19 protein-coding genes are annotated in these 12580 nt (G+C 66.7%); all 19 read right to left on the bottom strand.

What is annotated here, in order from left to right; all coding sequences use genetic code 11:
- Position 1 precedes the first annotated feature (1 nt).
- Positions 2-2191: a phage tail protein gene (locus N7L95_RS01035; RefSeq protein ID WP_301257968.1), complete on the bottom strand. Its 2190-nt coding sequence runs from the start codon at positions 2189-2191 to the stop codon at positions 2-4.
- On the bottom strand, positions 2191-2775 hold the full coding sequence (locus tag N7L95_RS01030; protein WP_301257967.1) for a phage connector family protein: 585 nt from the start codon (positions 2773-2775) through the stop codon (positions 2191-2193). Before N7L95_RS01030 ends, N7L95_RS01035 begins: the two co-directional genes overlap by 1 nt.
- A 64-nt stretch (positions 2776-2839) precedes the next feature.
- Positions 2840-3346 (bottom strand): hypothetical protein, encoded by a 507-nt coding sequence (locus N7L95_RS01025; RefSeq protein ID WP_301257966.1) that lies wholly within the window; start codon positions 3344-3346, stop codon positions 2840-2842.
- 27 nt (positions 3347-3373) lie between these two features.
- A complete protein-coding gene (locus N7L95_RS01020) occupies positions 3374-4282 on the bottom strand; it encodes a phage capsid protein (protein ID WP_301257965.1) in 909 nt (302 codons plus the stop codon).
- Positions 4283-4476: 194 nt separating this feature from the next.
- On the bottom strand, positions 4477-5376 hold the full coding sequence (locus N7L95_RS01015) for a hypothetical protein (RefSeq protein ID WP_301257964.1): 900 nt from the start codon (positions 5374-5376) through the stop codon (positions 4477-4479).
- Entirely contained in the window at positions 5333-5590 is a 258-nt protein-coding gene (locus N7L95_RS01010) for a Bbp19 family protein (protein ID WP_301257963.1), read from the bottom strand. The genes N7L95_RS01015 and N7L95_RS01010 overlap by 44 nt, the downstream gene beginning before the upstream one ends.
- A 2-nt stretch (positions 5591-5592) precedes the next feature.
- Positions 5593-7800, bottom strand: a complete 2208-nt coding sequence (locus tag N7L95_RS01005; RefSeq protein ID WP_301257962.1) for a hypothetical protein — start codon at positions 7798-7800, stop codon at positions 5593-5595.
- Between the two features lie 10 nt (positions 7801-7810).
- Entirely contained in the window at positions 7811-9451 is a 1641-nt protein-coding gene (locus tag N7L95_RS01000) for a portal protein (RefSeq protein ID WP_301257961.1), read from the bottom strand.
- Between the two features lies 1 nt (position 9452).
- Positions 9453-9707 (bottom strand): hypothetical protein, encoded by a 255-nt coding sequence (locus tag N7L95_RS00995; protein ID WP_301257960.1) that lies wholly within the window; start codon positions 9705-9707, stop codon positions 9453-9455.
- Positions 9708-9710: 3 nt separating this feature from the next.
- Positions 9711-10091 carry a hypothetical protein gene (locus N7L95_RS00990; RefSeq protein ID WP_301257959.1) on the bottom strand — a complete coding sequence of 127 codons (381 nt, stop codon included), beginning with the start codon at positions 10089-10091 and terminating at the stop codon, positions 9711-9713.
- 44 nt (positions 10092-10135) lie between these two features.
- A complete protein-coding gene (locus N7L95_RS00985) occupies positions 10136-10513 on the bottom strand; it encodes a hypothetical protein (protein ID WP_301257958.1) in 378 nt (125 codons plus the stop codon).
- Positions 10510-10755 carry a hypothetical protein gene (locus N7L95_RS00980; protein WP_301257957.1) on the bottom strand — a complete coding sequence of 82 codons (246 nt, stop codon included), beginning with the start codon at positions 10753-10755 and terminating at the stop codon, positions 10510-10512. The genes N7L95_RS00985 and N7L95_RS00980 overlap by 4 nt, the downstream gene beginning before the upstream one ends.
- A complete protein-coding gene (locus N7L95_RS00975) occupies positions 10752-11213 on the bottom strand; it encodes a RusA family crossover junction endodeoxyribonuclease (protein ID WP_301257956.1) in 462 nt (153 codons plus the stop codon). Before N7L95_RS00975 ends, N7L95_RS00980 begins: the two co-directional genes overlap by 4 nt.
- Positions 11210-11470 (bottom strand): hypothetical protein, encoded by a 261-nt coding sequence (locus tag N7L95_RS00970; protein ID WP_301257955.1) that lies wholly within the window; start codon positions 11468-11470, stop codon positions 11210-11212. The genes N7L95_RS00975 and N7L95_RS00970 overlap by 4 nt, the downstream gene beginning before the upstream one ends.
- Positions 11467-11613 carry a hypothetical protein gene (locus N7L95_RS00965; RefSeq protein WP_301257954.1) on the bottom strand — a complete coding sequence of 49 codons (147 nt, stop codon included), beginning with the start codon at positions 11611-11613 and terminating at the stop codon, positions 11467-11469. Before N7L95_RS00965 ends, N7L95_RS00970 begins: the two co-directional genes overlap by 4 nt.
- Positions 11610-11816 carry a hypothetical protein gene (locus N7L95_RS00960; RefSeq protein ID WP_301257953.1) on the bottom strand — a complete coding sequence of 69 codons (207 nt, stop codon included), beginning with the start codon at positions 11814-11816 and terminating at the stop codon, positions 11610-11612. Before N7L95_RS00960 ends, N7L95_RS00965 begins: the two co-directional genes overlap by 4 nt.
- Positions 11813-12082 carry a hypothetical protein gene (locus N7L95_RS00955; RefSeq protein ID WP_301257952.1) on the bottom strand — a complete coding sequence of 90 codons (270 nt, stop codon included), beginning with the start codon at positions 12080-12082 and terminating at the stop codon, positions 11813-11815. The genes N7L95_RS00960 and N7L95_RS00955 overlap by 4 nt, the downstream gene beginning before the upstream one ends.
- A complete protein-coding gene (locus tag N7L95_RS00950) occupies positions 12079-12390 on the bottom strand; it encodes a hypothetical protein (protein ID WP_301257951.1) in 312 nt (103 codons plus the stop codon). The genes N7L95_RS00955 and N7L95_RS00950 overlap by 4 nt, the downstream gene beginning before the upstream one ends.
- The gene (locus N7L95_RS00945) at positions 12390-12569 is read right to left on the bottom strand and encodes a hypothetical protein (RefSeq protein WP_301257950.1); all 180 of its coding nucleotides are present in this window, start codon (positions 12567-12569) and stop codon (positions 12390-12392) included. The genes N7L95_RS00950 and N7L95_RS00945 overlap by 1 nt, the downstream gene beginning before the upstream one ends.
- Positions 12570-12580 lie beyond the last annotated feature (11 nt).

Raw genomic sequence — 12580 nt, 5'->3', positions numbered from 1 at the left:
TTCATCCCTGGTTGGTGGTCCATTTGCGAATGACGCTCAGCACGTGCCAGATCAGCCCTTGCTCTTGCGTGAGTTCGACTTGTGTGCCTCCTTCCTCTTCTTCAGCCCAGCTCAGGTTCTCGACCTTCTTGATCCCCGAGTAGGGCTCGACACGCTGGTTCAGCATGCCGGTTCCGAAGTTGCGGAAGGGCAGCGGCTGGCCATTCACGGCGCAGCCGATGGTGTCGAGCAAGCGCACATGAACGTCGCCCATGTCGTTGGCCGAGCCCTGCGAGCTGCCCATGGGGCCGGCGACCTCAGGTGGCAGCGTCTTGACGCGGGAGACGTAGGGCAGGCCGATCTCCACGGATCGCGCCAGGCGCGGCAGCGTCACCTGTCCGCCGGTCACGATCTGCCGCGGCATCACCGCGCCGTCGGCCATGATGTCGACCTCCTTGCCTTCGAGATGGCCAAGGCCGGTCCAGACGTTCGCGCCGCCCGGGTTCTCGCCCGTGATGCAGCTGTCGCGCATCACTGCCGGATCGAACTTCTCGACGTAGCGCACGGTGGCACCGCCGATGGTCCTGCGCACAATGGCCCAGGTCTCTGCGCCGTCAGCGCCTGGGATAGTTGCGACGGACTCGAACGCGCCATCAGTCGTCTGCCGCGCCCAGCCGGCGACGTCCTGGTCGCGGTCAAAGGTGCACGTGGCCAGAACACCATCCTTGCGCACGGCGAAGATCAGCGTCTGTGGGTCGTCGTGCCAGGACAGCGAAACGACACCAGGCCGCAGCAGGTGCTCTGCCAACACGGACATATCCGGCGCGGCCCACTTGCCGAGGTCGTCGTTGTAGCCGATGGCTCGAACGCGCCGGCCTGGCTTCTGCACGAAGACCTCCTCGGCCCCCACTCGCACCGGGCGCACATTCGCCGCGCCGTAGTTGGTGCGCGGCTTCACCTTGAAGTTCGTCGGCGTGATGGGTTTCTCGACGCCGCCCTCGATGGTGAACTCGCCGCCATAGGTGAGCACCACAATCGCTTCCATCGCACAGATATAGCGGATCGGGTTTACGTCATCGCTGGCGATGGTGAACGTGAATGCAGCATCGTCTTCGGTGCCGAAGAGAAAATCGTAGGCGTACCCAGTCGCTGAGCCCCAAATGGTTTGCGGATACCCAGGGCTACCGCCTGCGATAAGCCGCTGCTGAAAGAACGTGCCGGTGCACGGATATCCGTCCCAGTCATTCCAGACCGGCCCCTTCATCGTCCACGAATATGGTGGCGCTGCGGCGTTGGTGTTTATCTTGCGCAGCACCTTGCCATGGACCTTCAAGGGATCGACGCCGTTGATGCTCGTCAGTTGCACGAGCCCCCCATTCAGCTCCACGAACGGGCGGAAGATATAGACGTCCGATGTACGCCAGGTGTCGACGTCCGCGGTGATAGTGACAGCGCCACCCACCTCAAGGGTCCCCGAGACCGTGATGGTTGACCTGGGCGAACCGGTCACGGTCCATGTGTATGGTGGGTAGGAGGACGAGGCAAACGGGACAATCACGTCAACCTTCCATACCGCTCCGTCCACGACACCGGTAATCGTGGCCGTTCCACCGTCTGGAGTGATGATCTGGTTCCCGATGTCCGCCTGCTTCGTGTATCCGCCCGAGACGTTTTGAACGCCGGTGACATTTGGCGTGACGGAAAGGGGATAGGTGAACCGCGAGCCAATCTCCTCGATTGGGTTCGGATCGACCGGCAGGTTATCGATCACCCAACGGTTATCGAGAAACCGGCGCAACCGGCGCGGATACCTGGCCGGGTGCCAGAGAATCATCGTGTCGGCGGCCTGCGTGAAATCGAGCTGCTGCAGCATGCCCTCGTCGTACGGTGTCGCAACCTCATACGGCACACCGCCGTTCATCACAGGCCCGGCACTGGTGAACACGCGCATGTAGCCGTCGCCGAACTCCAGCATGTAGGCCTGCTCCTCGCTGAAGACGAAGGGGACGAGCCGCGACCGCTTGGTGTTCACCTTGGTGCCACGCATGAACCGGGTGCCCCAACGACGCTCCACGCCGCCGTGGATGACCGGCCAAGCGTTCTCCACGATCTCAGCGCCGTTGGCATATCGGGCGACATCGACACGGCCCCGCATGCGCGGCGTCAGCTCGCCGGCCGTGAAGTTGGTTTGGACTGGTGTGACCTTGCCCATCACCAGCACCAGTCGCTGTCGCGCCGGCGCGCGGCGAGCAGAGGCGAGTCGACGATCTCCTCGGGTGGGTTCTCCTGGCCGTCAATCGCCCGGGCCCGCTTCAGCTCCCGCTCGAAGTCCGCCTTCGCTCCATCGGCCACCGTGCCTGACTTGGTGATCGGGTACGCCATCGCGGCCACCATGGCGAGCTTCATCAAGCGCACCAAGGTGTCGTCCCACTCGCTCTCGTCCACCTCGGCCACGTAGCGCAGCGGCAGCACCGTGCCGCTGTAGAGGATGCGGCGGCCCTCCACCTGGTAGTCCTCCGGCCAACCGTAGTCGTCACCGACGTTGAGCACCCGCACGCAGTCGCCCGGCAGCACGAAGGAATGGCTGTAGCCAAAGGCTGGTGCAGTGACCTCTGGCGCCAGCACCACGCGCCGGATGCAGCAGTTCCACGGATGCAGGCGCAGCAGCGCCTTCTTCTCGTCCGGGTAGAGGTTGGATGCAATCTTCGCTCGGTCGAACGGCTCATCGAACGAGTTGATCGTCTGGGCGCCCAGGAGCAGCAGCGCCTGCGAGCAGATGGAGACGGGGGATGTCATGGGTACACCTCACGAAAAAGGGGGGCACCTAGCCCCCCGAAAGCAACTGCTGGAGCCCCTTTCCTCAATTGCCCTGCGCGTAGCGGACATGCGCGGTCAGCGTGCCGGAGGCGGTCGCCGCGGCGGTCAGGGTCGCCACGATGTCGAACTCCTTGCCCGGGTCGCTGGTGAGGCCGAGGATCTGCCACAGCGGTTGCTCGATCTCGGCAATGTCCAGCACGCCCGATTCGTGCAGCACGTCCAGCGGCGTGGCCACGATAGCGGTGGCCAGCGCGACCGCAGAGCCGAACGCATCGGCATCGACGACGAGGCCGCCGTTCTGCGGCGTGTCATAGACGCCGAAGTCGGCAGCGGCCGCGGTGATCGCGTCGCACTTGATGAGGATCTGGGACATGCGCACCGAGCTGTGCACGCGGGCCAGGCGGAACTGCGATCCAACGGAATCACCGTTGGTGACCTCGACGGTGGAGACGGCCTCGTAGAGACGCCGCGGGCCAAGGGTCAGGCCGCCCTTCCCCCCCGGGGTGTCGGCGGCGATGATGGCGGCGGATTTGACGGTGACGACAGCCATGGCTGTTTCCTTTCGTGTGCGGTGGGGTTAGGCGTTTGCCACGAAGTCGATGGCAGCCACCTTGTTCTCGTCGGCCCGGCCGGCGCCGATGGACATCCAGGCGTAGGCCTCGATCGGGTGGCCGCGTTTCTGTTTGTTCTGGCCGACTTCCGTCTTCGTCTCGATGCCGGTGCCGAACTCCACAGCGCTCTTGGCGTATGCGACGGTGCGACGCTCGGTAGCGCCGCCGGCACCCGGATCCAGCTTCTCGTAGGGAATCCAGGTCATGCCCATCCAGTTCTTGGCGATGGCGCCGTCCTGGAGCATGCGCACGGACATGTAATCGCCGCTCGTAAGCGTCGTGTCGCTCAGGATCTGGCGGACCATGTTGCTGTCGTAGAGGATGAAGATTTCCTCGTTCAGGTCGCTTTCCTGGTCGGCCTCGTTCTTGCGGAAGAGCGAACGCACAAAGATGGCCTTGGCCTTCGTGAAGCCTGTGCCGCCGGCCAGGATGATCTGGCTGGACGGAAGGGAAACCGACGTCAGGGGGCCAGACTCGCCGGTCTTCTGCAGGACCGGGTCGAGCAGCGCGCGGTAGATGGTCTTGTCCCGGCGACGATTCGCGGCCGAAACCAGCAGGCCCGGGTACCTGTACGTGGGGTCAGCTGCGAGCTTCGGGATGTCGAAGCCATCGACGGCGAGCAAGCGGTCGAAGTCCTGCATGTAGACGACCCGGGTCGAGTTGTCCACGCCGCCGAGGTGCTTGTCCTCATAGCGGTTGTTGACCGGCTCCATCTCGGTCGCGCCGAGGTTGTTGATGGTGAAGGACGAACCGCTGATCTGGCCACGGTCCAGCACCGTGCCCTGCAGGCGCGACTCGCGCTGCTGCAGCTGCTCGTTGAACGCATCGTGAAACTGCTGTTTGAATGCAGCGGTCGGATTCGAGAGAGAGGACATACCCGTGTGCTCCTGAACTTGTGAACGAATCGCCTACGGGGTGTCCAGCACGCTGGGCCCGCTTCGTGGCGTTCCGCCGGCTGCAGCGGTCTACGCGACGGGTGTTCTTCAGGGGGTGTCCGCGCACCACCACGGGCCCCGATGTGGCTGTGATGGTGCGTTTGGGGAGCGGTCAGTTTCCCGACCAAGTGGCACTACTGCTTGCCGTAGCGCTTCTCGTACATGGCGTTGATCTTGGCCTGGATGTGCGCGCGTCGAGGATCGCGCTCCGGCATGGCGTTCTTCTCGGCCTTCAGGTTGGCCACCACCTCGTCCCAGTCGGCCGTGGCAGCATCGTTGCCATCGATGGACGTGTCCTCGGCCAGCTCCGGCCCGAGCGCCGCCATCATGCGCAGGAAGGCGGGGTTGTTGCCCATTGCCGCATCGATCTCGTCGTAGGAGAGGCCGGCCTTGGCCGCGAAGTGGTTCGCCGCGCGGTAGGCATGGGCAACGTTCTGATCGAACGTCGCATCGTCCTTCCAGACCTGCTTCAGCTCGGCCGCCGTCTTCTCGGCCTGCTGGTCCGGCGTCAGCTGCTGCCCGGCCGCTGCCAGCTTGGGCACCATGTCGAAGTACTTGCCCATGACCAGATCCACTTGGCTCTGCGTCATCCCGGCTTTGTGCGCGTCGGCCAGGAAGCCTTGCAGCAGCTGGTCCTCGGCCTGGTTCCAGTCCTTCAGCTGATCGGCCATCGCCTGGGGCACGTTGACCTTGTAGTCAGTGACCGCGGCCGGGCGCACGTCGCCGCTGCCCAGGCGCTTCTCCAGGTTGGCCCGGCCTTCCTCCACCTTGGCCAGCGTGGCCTCGATGTCGAGCTTCCCGTCCGCACCCGTCACCCGGTACTTCTCGGGGATGCGCTCCGGCAGGGGCGGCAGCGGGGGCGGCGCGGCGGCGCTGCTGAGCAGTGAGCCACTGGCGCCCGGGGCAGGAGAAGCCGCGGTCGCGGCCGGTGCGGGGGGCGTGGGCGCCGCGACCGGCGTGGCAGCTGCAGCCCCACCTGCGCCGCCAGCCTCAGCCGGCGTCTCCAGGTTCATCAGGCGTCGAAACATCTTCATCTTCATGGGCTCCATTTGCTTTGTTGATCCGGCCAAGGATGAACTGCACCACCGCGAATTGGCCGGAGTTGTAGGCGGTGTCTCGGTCCCCGTTGTGGCCGGGCACGTAGGGGTTGCGTCCGAAGCGCGTGACCAGCTCGTCGAGGATTTGCACGCCCTCCGGGTGCAGCTCGAACACGCGGAGGTAGGCGGCGGGGTCTACTGGTTGTCGCATGGTCAGATCCAGGCAGAGCCGGTCCACACAACGAGCCGGCCTACGGTGGTGTCGATGAACGTTGTGCCCCGGTAGGCGGCCTGCAGGCCAGCCGGCGTGTTCGTGATGGCCGGGCGCTGTGCTGTCGTACCGACCGCGGGCGCGCTGAATTCGGCGCCCTCGAACAGCGTGGCGACGTTGCCGGCGGACGAAGCGGTGGCCGTGATCGCTCCGGAGGCAACACACCGCCACTTGGTCGGGCCGCCCGGGATGGCGGCCAGGTCGACCGTTTCGTCACCCTTCGCCCAGACGCCCTCGGTGGGCGGCCCGGCGGTGTAGCAGACCGCGGGCGCGTCCAGGTCAACCATGAACGCCCATTTCACGTGGTGCGGGCCGCCGGCGGTCGGTCCACCGAAGCCGATGCGGCTGTAGACGTCCTTCCAGCCCGCACGGGCCTGGAGCACCATCTGCAGCAGGCGCGTGCCGTCTGGGTAGGTGAAGGCCGGACTGGCCACCGACTTCGCCATCCGGCGCAGCGCAGTGGCGAGCCACGGCTGCCCTGCATACATCTCGGCACCGGCAGACACCCGGGCCATGCACAGGTAGTGCCCCCCTGCGCGCATTGCGACGTCCTGCCACATGGCGCCCTGCCCGCCCGCGCCCGTGCCCTGGTAGCTGATCCACTTGGTGGCGTCCGGCGAACCCGCATCCACGCCGGGCGGCGTCTGCCCGGTGGCCAGGGTGGCAGTGGTGGTGGACCAGCCGGCCGTGCTGCTGCCGGGCGCGTCGGCGGACCCGCCGAACGTGCCGTTGACGAGGAGGTTCCGGAAGGCGTTGGGCGTCACCGGGCACGACTCGTCAGAGGTGACGACCACGAGGCGGGGCGAGGCGGTGGACAGGCAGGTGATGTAGGTGAGGTCGTCGCGTAGGGCCAGCGAGAAGGTCTCCGACCCCGACTTGAACAGCGTCTGAACCGGCGACTCTTCGATCACCGAGCCGTCCGCCCGGAGGTAGCGGATCTGCGCCGAGGTGGTGGCCGTCTGCCCCTCCTGACGTGAGAGGAAAGCCCATTCGTTGCCGAGGCCCGGCACGTAGACGGATGCCGCGGAAGCGTCGCTCACGTGCCGGGCGGTGTGGCGGACCGGCATGCTGCCGAGGGTGATCGGCCGGGTGGCAAGCCAGTTGAGCGCGTTCGCCTGCGCGATGGTGTTGCCGATGCCGAAGTTCCAGACGTAGCTGTCCGGCGCGCTGCCGCCAGCGCCGCGCACGTTGCAGAGCGAAGCCCGGTCGTCGAGCATCAGGCTCGTGCCGGTCAGCTGGCACGTGTCGATGTTCGCCATGCCGCTGCGGACATGGAAGGTGCCAACCCGCTCCAGCTGCGTGCCCCAGAAGGAAATGCGCTGGTACTTGAGGATCTCGGTCGGGATGCTGTAGACCGTGGGGTTTGCCGGGTCGTACATCCGGTAGGCGTCGACCTTCACGCCCTGGGCCGTCTGCCCGGCTGTCGCCTCCAGGTCCAGCCCGAAGAACCAGAGATCCTGGCAGCGCCAACCGACTTCCAGCATGCGGCCGTTGCTCTCCATGCACCGCAGGTTCATGACCAGCGAGGCGTCGCCGTCCTGCATCTTCAGGAAGTTGCCGGCGGCGTTGTTCGCGTTGGCAAAGATGTTGGTCAGCCGCCACTGGCCAAAGCGGGTCAGCTGCACGCCGAACTCTTCGGTGCCCGCCGTGTTGTTGAGGGTGATCCCGAAGTCCTTGAGCGACGTGCGCAGCTGGCTTGCGGCCCGGTAGGTGTTGACGATCGCCGGGATCTGGCCCGGCGTCGTCGAGATGTTGCGGATGCCTGCGTAGCCGTAGGCCTCGCCGAACGGGCCCTCCACGCAGGAATCGCCGTCGACGGTCAGCGGGCGGTCAGTCACCTGAGTGGCGCTGTCCAGTGCAACGACGTTCTTGCGGTTGAGGTGGACGTCCGCGAGCAGGTTCACCAGCTTGGTTGTTTCGCTGGTGACGAGCGCCGGCTGATCGGTCCGCGGCGTCTCCACTGGCGTGTTCAGCAGCCAAGTCGGGTTCGCGTTCTGGGTGTGCCGCAGAGACAGCCTACCGGCCCACTTGTCCGTGTTGTTGGTCGCCGGACCTGGCACGCCAGGGTCGCCCTTCGGGCCGCGCAGATCCTCGACATCCGGCTTGCCGATGGTCCAGCCGTTTCCGAGCAGGTTGAAGCTGAAGCCCATGGAGTTCCCCTCAAGTTGCCTTGGCCATGCGCTGCGCCATCGCGTCAGCCATCGCCTGTTGTGTGCCCATCGCCTGCTGTTGCTCGGCCTGCTGGGCTTGGTCCTTGGCGCGCTGCTCGCGCAGGAGCTTCAGCTTCCGCTCGTCGCGGATCACGCGGGTCGGCACGCCCAGGGCCTCGGCCATCACCCGCATGGCTTCGTCGCCGTCGATGAGGTCGAGCGCTTCGGGCTTGCCGGCCTGGGCCATGGCGCCGCCGTTCATGGTCAAGCGCTCGATGGCCGTCACGTCCTCCAGCATCTGGGCGCGCGCCATCGGGTTCTTGTAGCGGACCTGCATCACGCGGCCGGCCAGGCTCTGCGGCGGGTCGGCGATGATCTTCGGGCCCGGCCGGCCACCCAGTTCGGGCCGGCCCTGGCGGTAGCACAGGCCAAAGCAGCGCTCCACCATGGGTGCCAACCACTCGGCCTGCATGCGCCCGTACACCGGGCCCAGCAGCTGCCGCAGCAGGCCGACGTCGACGTGCACCTGCGTGGCTGTGGGCACCGGGCCGTCGCGTGGCTCCAGGTAGGTGACCATCATCGTCTTGCGGATCGCACGCCGCTTCTCGTCGCCTTTGGTGAAGCTGACGTTGAAGTCGGAGCCGGTGAGCAGCGGCTTCATGCTGTCCACGCTGTTGGCCACGATGACCTTGCGCGGGCCGACCTTGATGGTGCGCGGGTTCAGCACGCCATCGTCCTCGGCGATCCACATGCCGGCCACGGCCAGGTCGGTGGCCCGCTCCTCGTTGATGAGCAGCGCATTGAGGCTGCGCATGTCCGGCAGCGCAAGCAGAGCCTGGCCGGTGGCGTAGGGCGATTTGGGGATCAAGGTCCAGCGCGGCACCACGCACGGGAACTCGTGGTAGCCCGACTCGCGCACGATGTTCTTGCCCGTCTTCTCGACAGTGATCGAGGAGAAGGGCAGGTTGCGCGCGAGTGATGCGCCGGGCTTGGCGCTGGCCCGCGGCTTGATCTCGCGCACCAACTCTACGCGCGTGTCAGGCTTGGTCCGGGCGGCCTGCTTCGTGCTGTCGCTGCATTTCTCGCCGAAGGTGTTGTAGACCTGCTCCGCCGTGAGCGAGTACTCGCGGTAGATCGTGTCAATCCGGCCGCCAGGCTTGGACGAGGTGATGGAGCACTGCCCGAGCGGCCACTGCTCGAACTCGAGCCCGCCGCGGTCCCGGTCGTCGTCGATGAACAGCACGAACCAGCCGGCCACCACCGCATCCAAGGAGCATTCGTAGCCGGCCGCGTCGTAGTTCGACCCGTGGATGTTGGCCCACACCACCTTGGCCGCGTCGCCCAGCCAACGCTTCTCCTCGTCGTTTGCGTTGTCGACCTGCAGGTCAGGCCAGACGGTGCTGTTCGGAGTGAGGCCGGACATGAGCGCAGCGGCCAGCGTCGACGACGAATCGGTCAGCACCGAGTCCATCAGCTTGGCCGCCCGGTTCAGCGCCGAGCCGGCGTCAGGCATCGAGCCGCTGAAGAACTCCTCACCGCGAATCGGGTAGGTGTAGTCGTAGCACTCGCGCCAGACAGGCTCATGCCGCATGCGCTGCGACTTCAGCACGCCATTGCGCTTGATGAGCGTCGCCGCCCGGTTGTCTTCCATCTCACCCCCCGCCCAGGGTCGGCTTGCCCATGGCCAGCACGGAACTCACCGGGGTCTGACCAGCGCGGCGCCCCGCCCCGCCGGCCAGCAGCGACATGCCGCGGCGGCGGCGGCGGGTGGCAGCGGTTTGGTTGTTCGCCTCCAGCTGCGCTTGGTTCTCTGCCGCGACCCGCTCGGCCTCGGCCTCGGCACGGGCCGCCTCCCGATCCCGTGCCGCGTCTTCTTCGCTATAGCCACCACCTTTGCCGCCGCACATGGCTTACTTCCGCACGGTGGTGGTCACGGTCGCCGGCGGCTCCGGCACGATCCAGCCTTTGTCGGTCTTGACCGGGGCGGTCAGCTCAGCCGGATTGATGTCGGCCGCCTTGGGCACCTCGCGCGACAGCACGGCCGGCACGGGCGCGCCGCTGGCTGCGCTCTTCAGGCGCTGGTTTTCGGCGCGCAGCGCGTCGACCTGGGCCTGCAGCGCTTCCACGCTGTCGCCCTTGTGGCGGCTGTCGGAGGTGTGCTCGCGGCGCTGCTCTTCCTGCACCGACGGCGGCACGCGCGGGTCGATGAGGTCGTTCGGCTGGTCCGGCTTGTTGGACTCGGGCGGCGAGGTATCGCCGGGCACCTGCACATTGCGTGTGGTCTTGGTCATGGTGGACGTCCTTTCGAGGGTTGATCCCTCACCCGCCGGCAGTCTCAGCGCGGCTGCGGGTCGGATTCCTGACCGTTTGCGAGGCCTGGCAACGCGAGCTGGCGCTCGTCGTGGGGGCGGGGCCGGCTGCCCAGCATCAGCACGCCCACGCGCATGCGGTTCTCGACTGGCCGGCCACGGCCGTCGACCACGGGCAGCAGGTGCAGCGGCCGCCCGGTCTTGTCCTGCCACAGGGCGATGAGCCGCTCACCGTCGCGGTGCTTGGGCTCGACGTCCAGGTTCCGCCAGCCCACCACCGCGCTCTTCGACACCTCGACGAAGGCGGCGATGACCTTGAGCGAGCACCCTGCCCGCTTCAGATCCATGAGCACGCGCACCCAGTCGACCCGGGTGCTGGTGGGGAGGCGGTTGAACCAGGTCATCCGGTGGCCTTCCCCTCGCGTGCTTCCATCACCTCAAGCCCGATCTCGGCGCAAACCAGCAGCATGGCCACGTAGGCCAGCCGCTGGCCGCCGGGCCCTTGCGCCGCCTGCCCCACGCAGCCGCGCAGGAAGCGGGCCTTGGCCTGGACCGACTCACGCTCTTCGGCCTTGAGCTGCCGCAGGTGCTCGCGGATGCGGAACAGCTCGGCCCGGGCTTCGTCCACTCGGTTGCGCTCGGTCATGCGACCTCCAGCAGGGCTTGCTGCACCACAGTGGCCGGGGCAACGGCCCACACCTCGACCCGCACGCACGGCACGGCGGCGTAGCGCTTGCGCACCCGCAGGTCGACCACCTGCACGTCGTCGCGCCACAGGACGCCGTTGAGCCCGTCGAAGATCGCCTTGACCACGTTGTCGGCGTCGGGCTTGCTGCCGGGCAGGATCTCGCCGGCCAGGGCCTGGCGCTGCTTCTTGGCGGACCAGCTGGCCGGCACCTGGCAGTCGATGAACACATTGCAGCCGGCGGGCGCCTCCAGCATCGGGCGGCCAGCCTTGGCCATCGCCTCCTGCGCTGCCATGGCTACCAGCCCCTCATAGGCCACGGTCTTGGCCGGCGTGAACAGCCGGGCATTGCCGGCCACCTTGCCGACGCGCGGGCGGCCCTTGCCTTGGGGCTGGCCGGGGACGGTGAAGCGGATCATTGATCCCTCGCTTTCAGCATGGCGTCGGCGGCCAGGTAGGCAGCCTTTGCCACGGATTCCAGGTCCACATCACCGCGGACCCACGGATACTTGGCGATCGCAATGACGGAAGCCATCGCCTTCGCCGCGAAGTAGTCGCGCAGGGACATGCCGCCGGACGGCTCGGTCTCCCACCGCTCGAATCCGTCGCTGTCGATTCCGGTCATCGCCGGATTCAGGCCAGGGAACGCCGGCCCGCCGTTGTCTTTCTCGCTCATGCCCTGCCCTCCTTCGTCTGCCGCGCCGGGCATGCCGCGCGCATGATCTGATCCAGACGGATCGCGCTGACGACCAGCGCAGCGATCCAGATGGCGCAGAGAAGGCCGGCCACGCCGAGGCCAGCTATCACGATCCAGTTCATGCCTTGCCCCTTGTGCGGACGTCGAAACCCCGCTTTGCGTCCTTCTGCCCTGCCTCATAGCCCTTGAGCCATGCGGCCTCACGCTCCTCCCGCCGCGCAGCCTCGGCGCACTGCCGGCCGTACTCGCAGCACAGCTCCGCGACCTGCTCGGCGGTGTACCCGCAAAGCACAGGCTCGCCCTTCGGCAGCTTGATGTCGCTCATGCCGCACCGCCTTCCACCACAGCTTCGTAGCTGAGCAGGAAGATGTCGGCCCGGCAGGGGTACAGCTCGCCCTTTACCCCGCGGATCAGCATGTCACCCATGCCACCCATCACAGTGCCCTCTGGCGTGTCGATCCACAAACAATCGCCGCCGTAGTCCCAGTCGATTTCATCGGCCACGAATGCGGCCTGCACCCAGTCTGGCCGCTCTGCGTCGTAGTCGATGCGCCATGCGTCGATCACGACAGGCTTCTTGCGGTACTTCATTGCTTCTCTCCTCGGGCGCGGCTCACACTCCAAATCAGCACTGGAAACTCGCCTGGCTCGACCACTACCCGGGCGCCCAGCGAGATTTCCAGCTCCTTGATGCACACCGGGCCCTCGGTTGCTCGTATCACTAGCTCAGCCCCCCGCTCTGCCTCCTGGGCCAGTTCGGCGAAGCGGCGCAGCTGATCCGCGCTCAGCACGAAGTCGTCATCCGCGAGTTCAGGGTCGCTGCGCGACTGGGTGCTCTGCCATCCGGTCTCGGCTCCCACCTGGGCGGCCCACTGCTTGACCTGTTCTTCCGTCGCCATCACTGGCCTCCTTCCCGCGGCACGAACAGCGGCCGCTCCGGCCCCTGCTCGCACGACGCAATGCGCAGTTGGTCGTGCGGAGCGTTGTCGATGAGGTGGTACCGCGCGCACTCGGCGTGCCGCTGGCACATGACGCCGAAGCACGCAGGCGTGGTGGGTGTGATGGGGACGACGTTCACGAAAGCAGCTC

It is taken from the genome of Eleftheria terrae, assembly GCF_030419005.1.
Classification (GTDB): Bacteria; Pseudomonadota; Gammaproteobacteria; order Burkholderiales; family Burkholderiaceae_C; genus Caldimonas; species Caldimonas terrae.
The sequence above is the reverse complement of the archived record's forward strand: the minus strand, read 5'-3'. Positions and strand labels throughout refer to the sequence as shown.